We start from the raw sequence: 18,323 nt of genomic DNA on the forward strand, positions 1-18,323 counted from the left end.
TACAGCTCTTGTACATTGGTTTTATATATAACAACTAAGGTTTCGTGATGAAAGAAAAGCTTTACACACTCATAATAATATGCATTACGATGCTGCTTACAGCGTCGTGCGGCGCCGATCACTACATGAAAAAAGGCGAGAAATATCTCGCCTTGGGTGAATATTACGACGCTGCGGCCGAATTTAAGACGGCGTATAACAAGACTTCGCCTAAAGACAAGGACAAAAGAGGCGAACGGGCAAAGAAACTTGCCGGATGCTACGACCGCATAAACTCAACACAAAAGGCTATTGCGGCATACCGGAACACGATAAGATACAACAAGGCCGACATAGAAACGCACCTTTCCTTTGCACGTGTGCTGATGAAAAACGGCAGCTATAAGGAGGCTGCAAAGGAGTTTCAGCTCGTGCTCGACTCACTTCCCGACAACGAACTTGCCAAGACCGGACTGCTGTCGGCACAGACAGCACAGGCAGAAAAGGAAGCCGGCTCGAGATATATAGTAAAGAAGATGGACGTGTTCAACTCGCGCCGGGCAGACTATTCGCCCATGCTCTTCGGTGACGAATACGACCAACTGTACTTCACTTCTACGAGAAACGAGGCCAAAGGCGACGAACTTAGCGGCATAACGGGCACCAAAGCCGGCGACATATTTGTGTCGCAGAAGGACGACAAGGGCAAATGGGGCAAGCCGGAAGCCATTGTTTCAGGCCTCAACACTGAGTTTGACGAGGGCGCATGCTGCTTTACGCCGGACCAGAGTCAGATGTATCTCACACAATGCACCACCGACCCGAACTATCCGAGATATGCAACCATTGTAACATCTAACCGCTCTGACGCAGCATGGGGCAAGGCTTCGGCCCTCGAGATAACACGCGACACGCTGTCGAGCTATGCCCATCCTGCCGTATCGCCCGACGGACAATGGCTCTACTTCACATCGGACATGCCGGGAGGAAAAGGAGGATACGACATATGGAGAGTGAGACTTACGAGCAACGGACTTGGAGGCGTGGAGAATCTGGGCGAACCTGTCAACACGCCGGGCAACGAGATGTTCCCAACGTTCAGGCCGAACGGCGACCTTTACTTCTCGTCTGACGGCCACAAAGGCCTCGGCGGACTCGACATATACATAGCCAAAGTGGACAAAAGGACAAAGAAATTTGTGCTTGAACACCCGGGATATCCGCTCAACTCGTATGGAGACGACTTCGGAATGACCTTCGAAGGTCCGCATAACCGCGGCTACTTCTCGTCGAACAGAGGCGACGGCAGAGGCTGGGACCACATATACAGCTTTGAGAAACCTGAGGTAATACAGACCGTGAAGGGATGGGTATACGAGATGGACGGCTACGAACTGCCCGACGCCCTGGTGTATATGATAGGCAGCGACGGCACCAACCTGAAGCTGAACGTGAAGGGCGACGGCTCTTTCACACAGGTGATAAACCCGAATGTCGACTACATGATGCTTGCCACATGCAAGGGCTTCCTCAACCATAAGGAAGAACTGAGGGTGAAACCAGTAACAGAATCAGAAGAATATGTGCTGCAGTTTCCGCTCGCCTCGATACGTGTGCCGGTGCTGATAGACAACATTTTTTACGACTTTGACAAGTATTCGCTGCGTCCGGAGTCGACCAAGGCGCTCGACGAACTTATCAAGCTGCTGAACGAAAACCCCAACGTTACCATAGAGCTGAGCGCACACTGCGACTATAAGGGCAGCGCGGAATACAACAAAACGCTGTCGCAGAAGAGAGCCGAGGCCGTGGTAAACTATCTGATAGAGCACGGAATAGCCAAAGACCGCCTGTCGCCGGTGGGCTACGGCAAGGAGAAACCGAAGACAATACGCAAGAAGCTGACGGAGAAATATCCGTGGCTGAAGGAAGGCGACGTGCTGACAGAAGAGTTTATAAAGAAACTTGACAAGGACAAACAGGAGATATGCAACCAGCTGAACCGCCGCACCGAGTTCATAGTGCTGAGGATAACATACGGAATGTTTGACGAAAACGGCAACCTAAAGAATCCTCCAAAGGCTAAGGAACAGGATAACGGAGGCTCTGAAGACGACGGCTTCGTGATAGAGATGTAACACGATAATCCCCGGAACTGCACATGCCGTTCCGGGGATTATTGTATCTGATAAAGCTATATGCGCCTTGACGGCAGGCACGGACACATAATCCGCCATGCAGGAAAGGCTCAACATCATATCATGAAGCCGCAGATAAACGCCACGCACGCCGCTCACCGCTCGCGGACGGCAAAGCCTATGCCCCACAAAAGTATCAGCACCATTGCCACAGGCAACAGCAGATGAGGATTGTTGAGCTGCTCATGGCGGGCAAGGACATCTGAGAATATGCCGTCGAAGCACGACACAAGAACCGAGAAGCCCTTGTTTCTGAAGAAAATCAGCAGTCCTATAACGACACACACCGCTGTCCACAGACGGCTGATGCGCCGTGTGCGGTCGGGCAGACGGCGCATGACACGCCTTGAAAATCCGTCGTCGGGCACGTCAATGCGGTTTTCGCTGAAGAACTTTTTTACCAGAACATCGTCATTGTTATCTGTCATATCCATTATCCTTTAAATAATTTGCAAGTTTGTGTTTGCTCCTTGAGAGATGCGACTTCACCGTACCCAGCGGCAGTGAGGTTATCTCTGATATCTTGTCGACGGACAGTCCGTCGATTATCTGCAGCGTCAGACAGAGCCTCTCGTCGTCTTTCAGCAGTTTCAGTGCCGAGTAGATGTCGATGCTCAGGCCCTTGTCAGCCTGCGCCACACTGCGGTCTGCCGGCACAGAGCTTACGTCGTCTGTCACCTTATGCGACCGCCTGTAGTCATAAAGCACATTGTAGGCTATGCGATAAAGCCACGTGGAAAAACCTGACAGCCCCCTGAAACGCCCTATGTTGGTATAGGCCTTGATGAAGGTGTCCTGCGCCAGGTCGTCGCTGAGCTGCGCATCGCCCAGCGTCTGGCTGAGGAAGAACCTCCTGACGGGCGCCTGGTATTTCACGACAAGCGCGTCGAACGCCTTCTTGTCGTGAAAAACGGCCACCCTCGTAACCAACGATATGTCATTAAGCTGTTTCACCTTCAACCCCGTAATATTACTTTTCCTTATCGCCGTCCGGCTCGTCTTTTATATCGTCCATGAAGAAATCGCTTTCGTCAGTGCGCTTTCTGCGGCCTGTGGTGCGGGCTATGATACACTGACCGAGACCATAGAAGAACACGAGCCAGCCTATGCCGGTGAGCGGATTGGCGCCGATGATGTAGAAGCAGACCACAAGACCGATGCCGAGGCAGCCGTTCTTTACGCCTTTCTTCCATAGAGCTTCATTGCTGAAGTCGTCTTTCTTCAGCAGATTATCGGGTATAGGGCGCCCGCTCTCCATGGCCTTTTCGGCCAGACGGTAGCGCTGGTTGCGGTTTTTCAGCACCAGATAGATGATGAGTGCGACAAAAAGGAACGGCGAAAGCACCACCAGGATGCACAGCAACACAAAGGCAATGGCCACCAATACGCTGCCCGGGCCGTCCAAATCGGCCAGATATGCAATGAGCGTAAACGGGTCGGACACGTCGTCAAACTGCTTTACGCTTACTGCCTCGTCTTCGTCTGAGGCTGTTGTCTGAGCCGCACTTGTGTCGCGTGCTGCGCCCGTTGTGTCTGAATAGGCCACCACCTCGCCCGTGTCGGCAGCCGTCTGGCTGTTCACCACCTGCGGATTGTGCCTGTAGAGCGACTTCTGAGCCTGAACAGGAGCGGCCAGCGTGGCTGCCATGGCTAAAATGATAAATAACTTTTTCATATCTTAATTTTATTTTTTGTTCTATCCGTTAGACGTATAAAAGGGTGAAAAGGTTGCACGGAAAACAAGAAATTTTCAAAAAAATGCATTTTTATCTCATTTCTTCCGTCATGCAGGAATAACGCCACCAAACGCCTTCAATAAAACAGCCCGTGAACGGCAGTTTTGCAAAAGGTATGCTTTTACCTTCCAAAAGGACACAAATTGCACGCTAAAAGGGCACCTTTTAGAAGGCAAAAGCATACCTTTTGCAAACGCATTGAATATCAACGTGTTACACAGTGCAAAACTCAGACATTTCAAAGCGCCGCAAGAGAGTCGCTCCATGACACAAAAATGCGTTGCAGCACGGCACATACGCACGAAGGCATGCATATAAGGGCCGGCACAAAAAAATCAAGACACCTTTTTGGTTGCGCACATTAAAATTATTTGTAACTTTGCCTGCACTAATCACACTGCATATTTAAATGACACTGCCGGAAGATTTTATAAATTACACTAAAGCGCTTACAGGCAACGAGTTGTGGAGCATCATAAGCCGCGGACTGGCCGACGAGCCACCCGTGAGCATAAGGCTCAATCCGTTTAAGTGTGCCAGCGGCTCACCTGCCGAAAGTCTTTCTGACGGAAAGGTTGGCTGGTGCGACAGCGGATATTATCTTAACTCACGGCCAAACTTCACGTTCGACCCCCTGCTCCATGCCGGACTGTATTATGTTCAGGAAGCATCGTCGATGTTTCTCGACCGTGTCATGAGGCTGTATGCGTCCGACGGACCGCTGACCATGCTCGACCTATGTGCCGCCCCGGGCGGAAAGTCGACCGTGGCGAGGGCAGCCCTGCCAGAAGGCAGCCTGCTGATAAGCAACGAACCGATGAGGACGCGCGCACAGATTCTGGCAGAAAACATGCAGAAATTCGGTCATGAGGACGTGATTGTTACCAACAACTATCCGCGCGACTTCGGCAAGAGCCGTCTTATGTTCGACGTAATTCTCACCGACGTGCCATGTTCGGGCGAGGGAATGTTCAGAAAAGACGACACGGCGATAAGCGAATGGAGCGTGCAGAACGTGGAGAAATGCTGGCGGCTACAGCGCGAGATTGTGAGCGACGTGTGGCAGTGCCTGAAGCCTGGCGGCCTGCTGATTTACTCAACATGCACGTTCAACACCAAAGAAGACGAAGAAAACATAAGATATATAACCGAAGAGCTGGGCGCAGAGCTGCTGCCCGTTGACATTGACGGCAGCTGGAAGATAACCGGCTCGCTGCTAAGCGGATTCGACAAGCCTGTGTACCGTTTCCTGCCCGGACTTACTCGCGGCGAAGGAATATTCATGGCCGTAATGCGCAAAAACGGCGAACGCGACGCCAACGACACGCCGCGTAAGGACAAGAAGGCTAAAAAAGACAAGCAGCGCAACAGCAAGAAAGAGACGGCAAGCTGCAACCGCAACTGGATTAAAGACCCTGACAGATTCGACTTTGTAACCTCTGACAACATCACGGCAGCCATACCTAAGGCGTGGCGCGACGTGTATGACGCTGCTGCAAAGTCGCTTAAGATATTGTCGGCGGGAATAACCATCGGCGAAAGCAAGGGCAAGGACATCATTCCGGCACAGGCGCTCGCCCTGTCGAGGGCACTCAACAAAGAAACTTTTGCACAGGCAGAACTCAACTACACACAGGCAATGAGCTTTCTGCGCAAAGAGGCTGTAACCTTACCGGCCGACACGCCGCGCGGCTACGTGCTGGTAGAGTTCAACGGCGTGCCGCTCGGGTTTGAAAAGAACATAGGCAACAGGGCAAACAACCTTTACCCGGCAGAATGGAAGGTAAAGAGCAGTCATGTGCCTGACGAATACAATGAAATAATCAGAACAAAATAAACAACGATGAAACAATATCTCGACCTGCTAAGACGCATCAAGACCGAAGGCGTTATGAAGCACGACCGCACAGGAACGGGCACCATAAGCATCTTCGGCAATCAGATGCGCTTTAATCTTGACGACGGTTTTCCGCTTCTTACGACCAAGAAACTGCATCTGAAATCTATCATCTACGAGCTTCTATGGTTCCTTAAGGGCGACACCAACGTTAAATATCTTCAGGAACACGGCGTAAGGATATGGAACGAATGGGCCGACGAGAACGGCGAACTCGGTCCGGTCTACGGCCATCAGTGGCGCTCATGGCCCGACCACAACGGCGGACACATAGACCAGATAAAGAACATCATCAACCAGATAAAGAAAACTCCTGACTCAAGGCGCATAATTGTAAGCGCATGGAACGTGGCCGACATTGAGCAGATGCACCTGCCGCCGTGCCACTGTCTGTTCCAGTTTTACGTGGCAGAAGGCCGCCTGAGTCTTCAGCTTTATCAGCGCAGCGCCGACACATTCCTCGGCGTGCCGTTCAACATTGCATCCTACGCACTGCTTCTGATGATGGTTGCACAGGTGACGGGACTAAAGCCGGGCGAGTTTATCCACACCACCGGCGACACGCACATATATCTTAACCATCTTGAGCAGGTTGACCTGCAGCTCACGCGCACCCCGCGCCCTCTGCCTGTAATGAAGCTCAACCCCGACGTAAAAGACCTCTTCGACTTCAAATACGAAGACTTCACTCTCGAGAACTATAATCCCTGGCCGCATATTGCAGGAAAGGTGAGTGTATAAAATTATTCAGGAGTAAAGGAGTTATGAAGTTAAGGAGTTAAGACATATGTCATGTCTGTTTTAAACTTCTCGGGCAATTGTCTTAACTCCTTAACTTCATAACTCCTTTACTCCCCAAAACTTCTTTAACTACTGAGATATCATGCAAATAACCATCATTGCCGCCGTGGCACAAAACCGGGCGATAGGAAAAGACAACAAACTGATTTACTGGCTGCCAAACGACCTAAAACGGTTTAAGGCCCTTACCACAGGACACACAATAATAATGGGACGAAAGACCTTTGAGTCGCTGCCGAAAGGGGCACTGCCCAACAGACGCAACATCGTCCTGAGCCGCAGCAAGCGCAACTTCGCCGGATGCGACTGCTACACATCGCTCGACGAAGCCCTGGCCAACTGCTCTGCCGACGAGGACATATATATAATAGGTGGGGCAAGCATCTACGAACAGGCCATAAAACGTGCCGACAGGTTGTGTCTTACGGAGATAGAGGACACGCCGGAAGATGCCGACACATTCTTTCCTGAGTTTGACGGATGGAGAGAAGAAAAACGTGAGAACCACGACATAGACGAGAAACATGCCTACAGATACGCTTTTGTAGACTATGTGAGATAATAAAAATTGTCGCCAAAGACAACCGGTTGGTTCTCTTTGGCGACAATTTTAAGATAAGCCCCAATAATCATTTAAACCCAAATCTGTCATTAGGATTCGGTCTGTATTTTTGCTTTATATTGAACGGATTTTCGTTAGATTTTTCGCAGGCATATCGGGCTATGTCAAGAAAAATCTGACAAAAAGACGCCAATAAAAACAAGAAGACGGGCTGAAAGCATCAATACACAAAACTGATAAAGTAATATGCGGCTTAATTACCGAATTGGGTTAAATCCGCCCTAACATTATTTGCCTGAAGGCACGTCAGCCGTGGCGATATGTTCGGATATATATTTCTCTATCACTCCCTTACTGTATCCCGACCACTTCTTGACAACTTTCCCGTCTGGCGACAAAAGTACGAAAGAAGGTATTCCGCGAACGCCATATTTAGCGGCAATGCCCGTATTGAGATTTTTGTCGCTAAGGTTCATCCATGTAATGCCTTCAGTGGCCGAATGCTCCTTCCACACCTTCTCATTGTCAACCGAAATGCTTACCGCCACAAGTCTGTCCTTATACTTGTCGGCTGCTTCCTTTATCTCAGGAATGGCCATCTTGCACGGACCGCAGCCACGGCTCCAGAAGTCGATAAGCACGTATCTGCCCCTGAAGTCAGACAAATGCCACAATTTTCCGTCAATATCATAGAGGTCGGCATCAGCAGCCTCCTCTCCTACCTCAACGACATGTTGGGGGAAAAGAACATTCTTGGCTTCACGGCCGGAGAAAGAATCACGCCACACATCAGGTATATAGGCATAGAGAGCCTTAGCCTTTTCCAGATTATCCTTGTTCTTGGAGATATTCACCATGTATGCCGTGTTAACATAATTCAGCATCCAGGCCTGGTCGACATCAAGCTTCGCCATAGCCTCAAGTTCTACGGCTGAGATGCGGTCCTGCAGCATGCTTTTCGCCTGCTTCATGCTGTCGAGTCTCGCTTTCTGCCTTTTCGTTTCCTCACCGGAATACTTGCCCAATTTTATCCTGCTGCGCAGAGAGTCATAATCTCCATCTAAAATCTGATATTCGTTCCAGAGATCGCGCGAACTTGCAAGTATCTTGCTCCTTGTCTGCTGCTCGGGCACATCGCTTTCAACGCTCCATGTATACACAAGAAGATTGTCGGCAGAGATTCTTATCGAACTTCCCGGCCGTACCCAAAGATACAAAATCATGCTGTAATAGTTTTCCGTTCTTGCCGTCAGGAACATCCAGTCGGTGCCGTTGCCTGAAGTTTCTTCCTCAAAACGGAACTTGCCGTTCCGCAAGGTGTCAGAAGCCACAAGCATTCCTACATTGTCTTCATTACGCAGAAGTTCAACGATAAGGCCGTCGGGCACATTGGCAACACTTCCTTCAATAACAAACTTATTCTCGGCATGAAGGTTAATGGCCAAGAATAAAGATAAAATAAATAAGACTTGTTTCCTCATAATAACAAATTAACCAAGGCAATTACGCCTTGGTTTAAATTTTTATTCGATTACATCATCTTCGTCCTCATCGTCAACCGGTATGTCCACAATAGGCAACTGTCGGTCGAATGCCGAATTGAATGATATGATAGTCTCGCTTCGTGACAATCCCAGCGGCTGCAGACGGTCGTGAATGATGTTGAGCAAATGGTGATTGTTGAATGCGTAAATCTTAATGAACATATCGTAGTCGCCCGTTGTATAATGACATTCAACGACTTCAGGTATGTTTCTCAAAGCCTCAACAGCCTTGTCAAAATCTTCAGGATTCCTGAGGTTCAGACCTATATAAGCACATGTTTCGTAACCAATTTTCTCAGGGTCGATTATAAATTGTGAACCTTTCAACACTCCGAGACTATTGAGTTTCTGTATACGCTGATGAATGGCAGCGCCGCTTACGTTGCACGAACGAGCCACCTCAAGGAAAGGAATACGAGCGTCCTCAGCAATAAGCCTAAGGATTTTCTTGTCTAATGAATCTAAATTGTGATGCGCCATTTTCTAAGTTTTAGATTAAAACAAACATAAATACAGCCATGGATAAAGAGTGCTTTTGTTTTTATGCCATACGTCCGCCACGGCAAACGCCGGCATCTGTGACGCAAGAACATGCTGTTATCAAAATCCAACTGACCGATTAATTTGTGCAAAGATATGATAAATTTATCATTTCTGCAATAGATTTAAAGCAAAATTTTACTTCTTGATAACAGATTATAACATCTTTACAATAACAAAAATTACTTTTTGCTTTTTTCAACGGCTGAATAATTCACGCGCAGGGCACCAGCCTCACGCAAAGCCTGACGCAAATCGCTCATAACTCCCATCTCTGTCTCGCGGTCAGCCTTGACCGACACGCTCATTATTTTTGCGTCTTCAGGCGACATGCGGCGGTGTTCTTCAGTAACAAAGTCCACTACGGCAGGAATGTCTGCATACTTGTCGTTAATCTGTATGCGCGTATTGTTTCCAGCCTGCGGCCTCATCTCTTTTGTAGGCTTGCCGATATAAATATGTGTAATGGCCGATTTCTTTGTAAGTTTAGTAAGTTCTGTTCCCTCCGGCACTCTGTATTTCACCTTCAAAGTTACCTGGCGCATGTGAGTAACGGTGATAAAAAAGAACAGCACCGTAAATATAAGGTCGGGCAATGCAGCCGTGTTTAGCATCGGCACGGTACGCCTGCTGCGTCTGAACATTGTCATATCTCACCTCCTTCGGCTTCAGCCACCGTCGTCTCAGCTATACGCTGAGGATAATATTCTCTTACTTTTTCACGCTGCGCGGCCGTACAGCGTTCGTACTCCCGCCCGTATGTCTTCAGTGCATATCTGTTTCTGAGAGTTTTATACGCCGCCATTATCTCGTTCTGTACGTTGAAATAAAGGTCATAACTGGTCTTGCGGTCTACCGTCACCGATATAATGTGACGCTGGCGGTCGGCCGTCTTGCCGACAAACGTCATAACACGCGAACGCAGCTGCGCAACATCAAGCGGCTTGCCGTCAGCAATAAGCTTGTTGGACGACGTAAGTTGCAGGTCGAGCATGTTGCCTTTGCTTATGTCAGCCACCTCTTCTGTCTTGTCACGGTCAGGCGGAGGCAACTGGCGTTGCAGTCCCTTATCAACGTCCATAGACGTCATGATAAGGAAAAACACCAACAGGATGAAAGATATGTCAGCCGTTGACGTGGTGTTCAGCAAAGGTACTTCACGTTTGTTATGCCTCAGAATCATTTTCTTTGACCGATATTATATTCTTCTTTATGCAAGTGCATGTACGCCATATCGCACACATTTGATGTCATGCCGTTTGTCTTAACGCATATGTCTAATAAGGCGATATTCAGTACGACTGTGCACTTTATTTATTCAGATTTACTTTTCTGTTGTATCCCGAAAGTCCGAACACTACGCCGCAGACGGCAACAAACAGCAATATCAACGCCGTATTGATGAACATGTCGGTAGCTTTAAGCCAGAACAAATCAGTATATTTCACTCCGTTGACCATGACTGGCTCTGACGAACCAAGCACGAATGTAAGCAACATACTTGCTGCAGTAAGGCCTGTTGTAAGCCAGACGATCTTAGCCGCCGGAATATTGTTGATCGTGTCAGATGTCTTGTCGCGTCCCTTGATGCTTCTGTACACGGCATAAGCCGTAATGCCCACCGTAGCCAGAACAAGCATATAAATAAATACAAGCACAGCATCAGTAAACATAGGAGCATTAAACGTCGGATCTTCATCATACGGAATGTCGTATCCTATTAGGAAGAACGCGCCGAACAGAAGCACAATGACGGCAAGCAGAACATACAGCACACGTGTGGACATCTGCTCTGCCGAAAGTTGTCTAATGCTTTTTAATGAGATGCGCATCATCGTGTAAGTTTATATTTCATTATGATGTCGAGCAGCGTTATGGCCGACTCTTCCATCTGACTCGTTATGTGCTCTATCTTTGAAAGTATGTAATTGTAGAACACCTGCATTATCAGGGCGGCAATAAGTCCGAATATTGTGGTTATCAGCGCCACCTTCATACCGGCAGCAACGATGGTTGGACTGATGTCGCCTGCCATCTGTATCTGCTCAAACGACATGACCATACCGATAACCGTACCGAGAAATCCGAGCGACGGAGCCATGGCTATGAACAGCGTTATCCACGAACATCCCTTCTCAAGGTTAGCAGCCTGCACAGAACCATAAGAAGTTATGCTGCGCTCAACGTCATCCATCGACTCGTCTATGCGCATAAGCCCCTGATAACAGATTGAAGCCACCGGTCCGCGTGTGTTGCGGCAGATGGTCTTTGCCCCTTCAATGTCGCCTTTCATAATAAGAGGCTCCAGGTCGGTCATAAGCTTTTTGGCGTTTATCTCGGATAATGTAAGATAAATTATGCGCTCAATGCAGAACGCAAGACCAAGCACCAGCACCAGTGCCACAAACGACATGAATCCGGCGTTGCCTTCAATATACTTTACCTTCAGTGTTTTATGAAAACCTTCACTCTCCACCGGCATCATCGTAGAGTCAGGCACTTCAGCCATGTCAAGGTCTAGCGAGTCGGCAGGTGCTGACTGCACAGCAGTGTCTTGCTGTTCTTTTGCAGTGTTATCTTCCACAGCTTTCCCTGCAGGAGTTTGTGTTTTGTGCGACTTGGGCTGATCGGCTGCAAGAGTAGACACGGCTTTCGACTTCATCTGCCCGGTTATTTCACCATTCTGAGCAAACGCCGAATGGCCGATAGAAAATGCGAGGATCGTTGTTATTGCAATCTTTGCAATCAGATTACTCATATCTGTTATGAATTAGAAAAACATTAAGCGGAAAGAGGGGGATTCGAACCCCCGAAACGCTTTTAACGTTTACACGCTTTCCAGGCGTGCCTCTTCAGCCACTCGAGCACCTTTCCTTACCTGAACTTCATTTAGTTTACGGGATGCAAAATTATCTTTTTTCCATCTATTTTCATCATAAAATCACATCTTTTTTAGCTTTACGCCGGCATTTTTGATATTTTTAGTTTTTACCGGCTTCCACATGTAATACTGCCACGCATGACATATTCAGACACCCAATGAGAATAAGCGGAAAGAAAGAACGCACCAAACGTCATTCGCATTTATGCCAACAGTATCTATCACACTGAAAACACGCGCTTTACGTTGGCATTTGTAGCCTCAGCCACCTGTTCCTCACTCACTCCGTAACATTCTGCCATACGCTTCAGCACATAAGCCACGTAGGCACTCTCATTACGTTTTCCGCGCATCGGAACCGGAGCCATGTACGGCGAGTCGGTTTCAAGCACAATTCTGTCGAGCGGAACTGTGGGCAATACCTCCGGCAAATGAGACTTCTTGAAAGTCAGCACTCCACCGATGCCGAGTACAAACCTGTCGAACGACAGCAGTTCGGCAGCCTCCTTCTCGTTGCCTGTAAAGCAGTGGAAAACACCTCCCGGCAGTTCCTTCTCATAACTGCGCAACAGACGCACCATTTCGTTCTGTCCCTTCCGGCAATGTATCATCAGCGGCAGCCGATACTCTATCGACCATCTGACCTGCTCCTCAAACGCCAACAGCTGCTCCTGCTCAAACTCACGGCTCCAGTAATAGTCGAGTCCCACCTCGCCTACAGCAATAACCTTGTCGCGGTTGGCATCAAGCACAGGCTTCATTTCTTTCAATACATCCTGCCAGTCGGCTCTTACTTCTTCAGGATGCAGTCCTATCATCGGATAGGCATAGCCGGGATAATGGTCGCACACGGCAAGCACCCTGCTTACCGACGGCATGTCGATAGCCGGTATAAACACCTTGCTCACACCGGCATCCTTTGCTCTCTGTATTGTCTCATCACGGTCGGCATCAAACTCTTCGCCGTCGAGATGTGTATGTGTGTCTATAAAATTCATTCTCCAAACATTTTTTCAATTAAGACATCATTGTCCGTTACGGCTGTAGTGCAAAGAACAGCAGGCATCAGCAAGCCGGCAAACGGCAATGAAAGAACATTCAGCAGAATAGCACCAAAGCTTCAAATCAATATAAATGCTCTTCTTTTCTGCGGTAATAATATATTATACCATATTTGCGGCATTCGGCAAATCTCACCTCAGGCGGCTCATTCTTGAAGTTTTCCTCTATCTGATTCCACAGTTCCAACAGCACGCTGTCTACCTCCGGACGTATTGTCTTCAAAGCCTCAAGAGCCTGAGCGGTGCGGTCTTGCAGACGCTTTTGCTGATCGTTGTTCTCCTTGAATATGTCAAGATGAGTGCTGACCATGCCTATCGTAGGGTTAAATATCGGCCGTCCGCCTTTCTTTATCCGGGCTTTCTCGCCTTCAACAACCTGCGTGCCCCACTTTATCAGACCAGATATGGTCTTAATGTTGGGCAGCGACGTTGTACTCTCATCAAGTCCATACAGCTTGAGGTTCGACTTCTTAATCTCTCCGCGCTCTACCGACATCAAAAGCACCTGCACAAAATGGCTTACATACATCGTGGCATTGCGCTGCAGCTTGTCGCCCTTTCCGGCTCCTCTCAGCTGGGCTGCATAGCTCACCTTATACTGCTCAGAGGCTGTGAGCAGCCTGTCGTATGCCGGCTGCGCACGGTTAAGGGTTTTCCAGTCTATGAAGCGGTTGCGCACGGTGTAGATATCGTTGTTGTCGAGCAATGTCTTCAGTGCCCTCAAACGGGCTGCGTCTGTCTTCGGTAGTCGTCTGTATGGCATTTCTTTTATATCACATAAAAATATTATTAAATAAATCTCACGCCGGCAAAGCCTCTTGCAGGCCCGGCCGGCATCCGCATAATCATCCCGCACAAAGACATGGCGGGGAAAGGAACTAAAGCAGACTGCCGCCTAAGCCTTGCGGCCCATCATGGCATCGGTGTATGCACGGAGCACGCTCTTGCGCTCATCGTCAACACTGACGAGATCGAGATATTTGCGGCTTTGCTCAAAATAGTATTTTATTCTGTCTTCAGCCAGGCGGTCGATACCCAGTTCGTTATATATCGAAGTAACGGCCTTTATCTTCTCCTCAGGATTAAAGTCAGTGGCCGTAATCCATTTAACGAGTTCATTGCGGCGCGCCTCGTCGGCTCTGTTATATGCATTGATGAGCATATATGTCTTTTTGTTGCACAGGATATCGCCACCAATGGCCTTGCCGAAAACCTTCGGGTCGCCATAGACATCAAGATAGTCGTCCTGCAGCTGGAAGGCCAGACCTATCTGCTCGCCAAACTTATACAGATTGTCGGCATCACTCTCTGAAGCTCCGGCCAGCACGGCGCCTATCTTCAGGGCGCATGCCAGCAGCACGCTCGTCTTGAGGCGTATCATCTCTATATACTCTTCCTCAGTAACATCGGTGCGTTTCTCGAAGTCCATGTCATACTGCTGTCCCTCGCCTACCTGCAGAGCCGTCTCTATAAAAGTGTCGAGCACGGGCTTCACCTTGTCGGGTGCGCTCTGCGCCATGCGCTTGAACGCCAGCACATACATGCTGTCGCCTGACAGCACGGCCGTATTGGCGTTCCATTTTACGTGTACGGTCTGGTGGCCGCGCCTCATGGCAGCGTTGTCCATAAGGTCGTCGTGCAGCAGCGTGTAGTTATGATAAATCTCAAGGCCGCAGGCCTGAGACAATATGCTCTCGGGGTCATCCTTATATAAATTGTAGGCCATCAGCACCAGCGACGGGCGTATGCGCTTGCCGCCCATCGACAGCACATACTTAATGGGGTCATAAAGGCTCTGCGGCTTACGTTCGTAAGGCATGTTGTCAAGATACGAGTTAATCTTTTGTAGTATTTCGTTTGCCGTTAACATAGTGATAAAGGTTTTTAAGATTGCAGAATAATTATTACAACTTAAACACGACGGGAATGCAGAAGTACGTGCGGCATGGCTTACCGTGGTCCTCGCCCGGTTTCCATTTCGGCATTATGCGTATCACGCGCAACGCCTCGCGGTCGAGCTCGGGGCTGACCGATTTAACCACCTTCGGACTGCTTATCGTTCCGTCTTTATTTATTATGAACGACACAAGGACCTTGCCCTGTATCTTCTGTTGCTGTGCAATGACAGGATATGAGAGATTCTTGGTGAGCCACTTCATAAACTCCACCATGCCACCGGGAAACTCCGGCAGGCGCTCTATAACCTGAAAGTTGAGAGGATTGTCGTCTTCGTCAACAGCCACAGGCGACAGTGCCGCTGTCTGGCTCTCTGCAGCCTCGCTGCTTCCGGCAGCTCCGGCCTGCGCGTCATTATCGGTGTCTGTGCCGTCATGCTGTTCCACCACGTCGGCAACCTGCTCGTCCACCACCTTCATTTTCTCGGGCACGGCAGCCTTGGGGGCAACCAGAGGGGCGGCAATCATGTTCTTCTGCTGCAGCACAGGCATCATCTCAATGTCTTGCGAAACATCGTCAAGAATATCGTCAGCTACGTCAGTCGACGGGCTTGACGTGGTAAACTCAAGGCAAACCAGAAACAGCGACAGCACTACTATCAGACCTAACAAGAAGCCTGATGCGCGCTGATGTTCCAAGTCGGCCTTATATGATTTCTTAAGTTCCACCTGACCAATGATGATTAATACCTTAGGGCCTGCACATACTAATCTGACTTTTTTGGCGTTATTATCAAGAACAAATGTGCATGACACCTTATTTTCACTCTACAAAAGTAACGTAGATATTTGAAAAAAGGTGTATCTTTGCCGTAAAAATAACAGAAATCGATGAAAAAAACCGTTTTTTTGTTTTTGCTGACGCTTTTTGCCGTTACTGCCGGCGCGCAGGACAGCCAGACCGGATACAACTTTCTGCGTATTCCGGTAAGTGCCCACGCTGCAGCTCTCGGCGGCGAAAACATCACCATAATAGAAGACGACCCTTCGCTGATGTTCAGCAACCCTGCACTGCTTGCATCGGTGAGCGACAAAAGCATTAACCTCAACTTCATGACCTACATGGCGGGCGCAACCACAGCCAGTGCATCGTTCAACCGCATCATAAAGGACAAGGCCTCCGTGGCCGTCATGGCTCAGTATATGGACTACGGAAAGATGAAGGAGACTGACGAGAACAACGTCATAAAAGGCGAGTTTTCGGCCAAGGACATTGCCATAAGCGGAGTGTTCAGCTATATACTGACCGACAAACTGGTGGGCGGCATAACGGCTAAATTCATAAATTCTTATATCGGCGACTACAGCTCGCTGGCCGTGGGCATAGACCTCGGACTCAACTATTATGACCCTGACCGCGAATGGTCGGTGTCGCTCGTGGCAAAGAACCTGGGCGGACAGATAAAGGCCTATGACGAGGAGTACGAGAAGATGCCGTTCGACCTGCAGGCAGGAGTTAGCAAAAGGTTTGCGTCGCTGCCGTTCAGGCTGTCGGCAACGCTGGTTGGACTTACCGACTGGGACTATGGACTGATAAATCACCTCGTGATTGGCGCCGACATCATCCTGTCGCAGCAGATATACCTGGCTGCCGGATATAACTTCAGGCGTGCCGACGAGATGACGATAGGCAGCGGCACCGACGACGAGAGCAGCCACGGAGCGGGATGGTCGTTCGGAGCGGGCCTGCAGCTCGAGCGCTTCAAGCTGCAGCTGGGCTACGGCAAATATCACGTGTCGTCAAACTCGCTGCTCGTAAACGTCAGCTATTCGCTGTAAAGGGCCGCACAGAGACTGCATGCGGCAGACATCAATAAAAGAAAAAATATCAAGAACAAAATAAACAAGACATGAAGAAAATAACAATAGCCATCGACGGTTATTCGTCATGCGGCAAAAGCACTATGGCCAAAGACCTGGCACGTGAGGTGGGATATATCTATGTCGACACGGGCGCAATGTACCGCTCTGTCACGCTCTATGCCATGCGCAACGGCCTGTTTAACGCCGACGGAAGCATCAAAACCGGCGAACTCGAACAGAAGATGGGTGAGATAAACATTTCGTTCAGGCTGAACAGCGAGACCGGCCGGCCGGACACTTACCTCAACGGCGAACTTGTTGAGAAAGACATACGCACAATGGAGGTGTCTGCCCGCGTAAGCCCTATAGCCGCACTGCCGTTTGTAAGAAAGGCCCTCGTTGCCCGGCAGCAGGCCATGGGCAAGGAGAAAGGCATAATAATGGACGGAAGAGACATAGGCACCGTGGTATTCCCCGACGCCGAACTCAAGATATTCGTAACGGCATCGGCCGAAGTGAGGGCGCAGAGACGCTACGACGAACTGAAGGCCAAAGGCATGCCGGCCGACTTTGACGACATACTGAAGAACGTGAAGGAGCGCGACTATATCGACTCTCACCGCGAGGTGTCGCCGCTGCGCAAGGCAGACGACGCCATAGAGCTGGACAACAGCAACATGACCATTGCCGAGCAGAAGGCATGGCTCATGCAGAAGTTTAACGAGGCTGCAGCCGACAGATAAAACATAACACGGGATTATGAAAGCACTGAAAGAGCGCATAATGCGCGACGGAAAATGTTTTGAGGGAGGCATCCTTAAGGTTGACAGCTTTATCAACCATCAGATGGATCCGATATTGATGAAGTCTATCGCAGTGGAGTTTGTCAGACGGTTTGCATCTACCGACATCAACAAGATTATAACCATAGAAGCCAGCGGCATAGCCCCGGCCATAATGACGGGCTATCTGCTTGAGCTGCCGGTGGTGTTTGCCAAGAAGAAAAAGCCGGTAACGATGGAAAACATGCTCACCACGACGGTCTACTCGTTCACAAAGAACCGCAACTATGACATCTGCGTGAGCAAGGACTTTCTGCGCAAAGGCGACCACGTATTGTTCATTGACGACTTTCTGGCCAACGGCAATGCAGCCAAAGGCATAATAGACCTCGTAAACCAAGCCGGAGCCACGCTTGCAGGCATGGGTTTCATCATAGAAAAGGCCTTTCAGCACGGCGGCGAATATCTGCGCAACGCCGGCGTGAGAGTTGAGTCGCTGGCAATAATTGACAGCCTTGACAACTGCGAGATAAAGATAAGATAACACCAAAAAAGAAATATACATAGAAGCATCATGGCGGCGG

General features: G+C 49.3%; 20 protein-coding genes and 1 tRNA gene. 7 read left to right on the forward strand and 14 right to left on the reverse strand.

Features of this window, described 5'->3' with window-relative positions; genetic code table 11:
* Positions 1 to 47 precede the first annotated feature (47 nt).
* Positions 48 to 2,117, forward strand: a complete 2,070-nt coding sequence (gene porE / locus QVO66_RS02785; RefSeq protein ID WP_021853874.1) for a PorE family type IX secretion system protein — start codon at positions 48 to 50, stop codon at positions 2,115 to 2,117.
* A 155-nt stretch (positions 2,118 to 2,272) separates the two neighbouring features.
* On the opposite strand, the gene QVO66_RS02790 is transcribed toward porE, so the two are convergent.
* The 3 genes from QVO66_RS02790 to QVO66_RS02800 are packed head-to-tail and all read right to left on the reverse strand — an operon-like array spanning position 2,273 to position 3,852.
* Complete coding sequence (locus QVO66_RS02790; RefSeq protein ID WP_021853876.1) at positions 2,273 to 2,605, reverse strand: DUF5056 domain-containing protein; 333 nt, start codon at positions 2,603 to 2,605, stop codon at positions 2,273 to 2,275.
* On the reverse strand, positions 2,595 to 3,131 hold the full coding sequence (locus tag QVO66_RS02795) for an RNA polymerase sigma factor (RefSeq protein ID WP_288172488.1): 537 nt from the start codon (positions 3,129 to 3,131) through the stop codon (positions 2,595 to 2,597). The genes QVO66_RS02790 and QVO66_RS02795 overlap by 11 nt, the downstream gene beginning before the upstream one ends.
* A 16-nt stretch (positions 3,132 to 3,147) precedes the next feature.
* On the reverse strand, positions 3,148 to 3,852 hold the full coding sequence (locus tag QVO66_RS02800) for a DUF6249 domain-containing protein (RefSeq protein ID WP_021853878.1): 705 nt from the start codon (positions 3,850 to 3,852) through the stop codon (positions 3,148 to 3,150).
* 470 nt (positions 3,853 to 4,322) lie between these two features.
* On the opposite strand from QVO66_RS02800, the gene QVO66_RS02805 reads away from it, so the two are divergent.
* From QVO66_RS02805 to QVO66_RS02815, 3 genes are all read left to right on the forward strand, one after another.
* The gene (locus QVO66_RS02805; protein WP_021853879.1) at positions 4,323 to 5,750 is read left to right on the forward strand and encodes a methyltransferase RsmF C-terminal domain-like protein; all 1,428 of its coding nucleotides are present in this window, start codon (positions 4,323 to 4,325) and stop codon (positions 5,748 to 5,750) included.
* 6 nt (positions 5,751 to 5,756) lie between these two features.
* Positions 5,757 to 6,551 (forward strand): thymidylate synthase, encoded by a 795-nt coding sequence (locus QVO66_RS02810; protein ID WP_021853880.1) that lies wholly within the window; start codon positions 5,757 to 5,759, stop codon positions 6,549 to 6,551.
* A 142-nt stretch (positions 6,552 to 6,693) separates the two neighbouring features.
* Positions 6,694 to 7,173, forward strand: coding sequence for a dihydrofolate reductase (locus QVO66_RS02815; RefSeq protein WP_021853881.1), 480 nt, complete (start codon positions 6,694 to 6,696; stop codon positions 7,171 to 7,173).
* A 287-nt stretch (positions 7,174 to 7,460) separates the two neighbouring features.
* On the opposite strand, the gene QVO66_RS02820 is transcribed toward QVO66_RS02815, so the two are convergent.
* The 11 genes from QVO66_RS02820 to QVO66_RS02870 all read right to left on the reverse strand — a co-directional run bounded on the left by QVO66_RS02820 (position 7,461) and on the right by QVO66_RS02870 (position 15,823).
* On the reverse strand, positions 7,461 to 8,654 hold the full coding sequence (locus QVO66_RS02820) for a TlpA family protein disulfide reductase (protein ID WP_021853882.1): 1,194 nt from the start codon (positions 8,652 to 8,654) through the stop codon (positions 7,461 to 7,463).
* Between the two features lie 42 nt (positions 8,655 to 8,696).
* On the reverse strand, positions 8,697 to 9,197 hold the full coding sequence (locus QVO66_RS02825; RefSeq protein ID WP_021853883.1) for an Lrp/AsnC family transcriptional regulator: 501 nt from the start codon (positions 9,195 to 9,197) through the stop codon (positions 8,697 to 8,699).
* Positions 9,198 to 9,439: 242 nt separating this feature from the next.
* The gene (locus tag QVO66_RS02830) at positions 9,440 to 9,907 is read right to left on the reverse strand and encodes an ExbD/TolR family protein (RefSeq protein WP_021853884.1); all 468 of its coding nucleotides are present in this window, start codon (positions 9,905 to 9,907) and stop codon (positions 9,440 to 9,442) included.
* On the reverse strand, positions 9,904 to 10,440 hold the full coding sequence (locus QVO66_RS02835; protein ID WP_021853885.1) for an ExbD/TolR family protein: 537 nt from the start codon (positions 10,438 to 10,440) through the stop codon (positions 9,904 to 9,906). Before QVO66_RS02835 ends, QVO66_RS02830 begins: the two co-directional genes overlap by 4 nt.
* Before the next feature lie 127 nt (positions 10,441 to 10,567).
* The gene (locus QVO66_RS02840; RefSeq protein ID WP_288172489.1) at positions 10,568 to 11,092 is read right to left on the reverse strand and encodes a hypothetical protein; all 525 of its coding nucleotides are present in this window, start codon (positions 11,090 to 11,092) and stop codon (positions 10,568 to 10,570) included.
* On the reverse strand, positions 11,089 to 12,015 hold the full coding sequence (locus tag QVO66_RS02845) for a MotA/TolQ/ExbB proton channel family protein (RefSeq protein WP_021853887.1): 927 nt from the start codon (positions 12,013 to 12,015) through the stop codon (positions 11,089 to 11,091). Before QVO66_RS02845 ends, QVO66_RS02840 begins: the two co-directional genes overlap by 4 nt.
* Positions 12,016 to 12,043: 28 nt before the next feature.
* Positions 12,044 to 12,131 (reverse strand) — tRNA-Ser (locus QVO66_RS02850).
* A 228-nt stretch (positions 12,132 to 12,359) separates the two neighbouring features.
* Positions 12,360 to 13,136, reverse strand: a complete 777-nt coding sequence (locus tag QVO66_RS02855) for a TatD family hydrolase (RefSeq protein ID WP_021853888.1) — start codon at positions 13,134 to 13,136, stop codon at positions 12,360 to 12,362.
* Between the two features lie 127 nt (positions 13,137 to 13,263).
* Positions 13,264 to 13,962, reverse strand: a complete 699-nt coding sequence (locus tag QVO66_RS02860) for a hypothetical protein (RefSeq protein WP_021853889.1) — start codon at positions 13,960 to 13,962, stop codon at positions 13,264 to 13,266.
* A 132-nt stretch (positions 13,963 to 14,094) separates the two neighbouring features.
* Positions 14,095 to 15,069, reverse strand: coding sequence for a polyprenyl synthetase family protein (locus tag QVO66_RS02865; RefSeq protein WP_021853890.1), 975 nt, complete (start codon positions 15,067 to 15,069; stop codon positions 14,095 to 14,097).
* Positions 15,070 to 15,103: 34 nt separating this feature from the next.
* Entirely contained in the window at positions 15,104 to 15,823 is a 720-nt protein-coding gene (locus QVO66_RS02870) for an energy transducer TonB (protein WP_288172490.1), read from the reverse strand.
* 162 nt (positions 15,824 to 15,985) lie between these two features.
* Here QVO66_RS02870 and porQ point away from each other — a divergent pair, with 162 nt between their 5' ends.
* From porQ to xpt, 3 genes are all read left to right on the forward strand, one after another.
* Entirely contained in the window at positions 15,986 to 16,933 is a 948-nt protein-coding gene (porQ, locus tag QVO66_RS02875; RefSeq protein WP_021853892.1) for a type IX secretion system protein PorQ, read from the forward strand.
* Positions 16,934 to 17,004: 71 nt separating this feature from the next.
* Positions 17,005 to 17,700, forward strand: coding sequence for a (d)CMP kinase (cmk, locus tag QVO66_RS02880; protein WP_021853893.1), 696 nt, complete (start codon positions 17,005 to 17,007; stop codon positions 17,698 to 17,700).
* 16 nt (positions 17,701 to 17,716) lie between these two features.
* Complete coding sequence (xpt, locus tag QVO66_RS02885; RefSeq protein WP_021853894.1) at positions 17,717 to 18,283, forward strand: xanthine phosphoribosyltransferase; 567 nt, start codon at positions 17,717 to 17,719, stop codon at positions 18,281 to 18,283.
* Positions 18,284 to 18,323 lie beyond the last annotated feature (40 nt).

This window comes from Prevotella sp. CAG:255 (assembly GCF_000431195.1).
GTDB classification, from domain to species: Bacteria; Bacteroidota; Bacteroidia; order Bacteroidales; family Bacteroidaceae; genus Prevotella; species Prevotella rara.

Coding starts and splice junctions, on each gene's coding strand:
- QVO66_RS02865 (WP_021853890.1), bottom strand. CDS start 15,069: ATGTTAACGGCAAACGAAATACTACAAAAGATTAACTCGTATCTTGAC.
- QVO66_RS02810 (WP_021853880.1), top strand. CDS start 5,757: ATGAAACAATATCTCGACCTGCTAAGACGCATCAAGACCGAAGGCGTT.
- porE (WP_021853874.1), top strand. CDS start 48: ATGAAAGAAAAGCTTTACACACTCATAATAATATGCATTACGATGCTG.
- QVO66_RS02815 (WP_021853881.1), top strand. CDS start 6,694: ATGCAAATAACCATCATTGCCGCCGTGGCACAAAACCGGGCGATAGGA.
- QVO66_RS02855 (WP_021853888.1), bottom strand. CDS start 13,136: ATGAATTTTATAGACACACATACACATCTCGACGGCGAAGAGTTTGAT.
- QVO66_RS02835 (WP_021853885.1), bottom strand. CDS start 10,440: ATGATTCTGAGGCATAACAAACGTGAAGTACCTTTGCTGAACACCACG.
- QVO66_RS02830 (WP_021853884.1), bottom strand. CDS start 9,907: ATGACAATGTTCAGACGCAGCAGGCGTACCGTGCCGATGCTAAACACG.
- QVO66_RS02825 (WP_021853883.1), bottom strand. CDS start 9,197: ATGGCGCATCACAATTTAGATTCATTAGACAAGAAAATCCTTAGGCTT.
- QVO66_RS02800 (WP_021853878.1), bottom strand. CDS start 3,852: ATGAAAAAGTTATTTATCATTTTAGCCATGGCAGCCACGCTGGCCGCT.
- cmk (WP_021853893.1), top strand. CDS start 17,005: ATGAAGAAAATAACAATAGCCATCGACGGTTATTCGTCATGCGGCAAA.
- QVO66_RS02845 (WP_021853887.1), bottom strand. CDS start 12,015: ATGAGTAATCTGATTGCAAAGATTGCAATAACAACGATCCTCGCATTT.
- xpt (WP_021853894.1), top strand. CDS start 17,717: ATGAAAGCACTGAAAGAGCGCATAATGCGCGACGGAAAATGTTTTGAG.
- QVO66_RS02805 (WP_021853879.1), top strand. CDS start 4,323: ATGACACTGCCGGAAGATTTTATAAATTACACTAAAGCGCTTACAGGC.
- QVO66_RS02790 (WP_021853876.1), bottom strand. CDS start 2,605: ATGACAGATAACAATGACGATGTTCTGGTAAAAAAGTTCTTCAGCGAA.
- QVO66_RS02840 (WP_288172489.1), bottom strand. CDS start 11,092: ATGATGCGCATCTCATTAAAAAGCATTAGACAACTTTCGGCAGAGCAG.
- QVO66_RS02820 (WP_021853882.1), bottom strand. CDS start 8,654: ATGAGGAAACAAGTCTTATTTATTTTATCTTTATTCTTGGCCATTAAC.
- QVO66_RS02860 (WP_021853889.1), bottom strand. CDS start 13,962: ATGCCATACAGACGACTACCGAAGACAGACGCAGCCCGTTTGAGGGCA.
- porQ (WP_021853892.1), top strand. CDS start 15,986: ATGAAAAAAACCGTTTTTTTGTTTTTGCTGACGCTTTTTGCCGTTACT.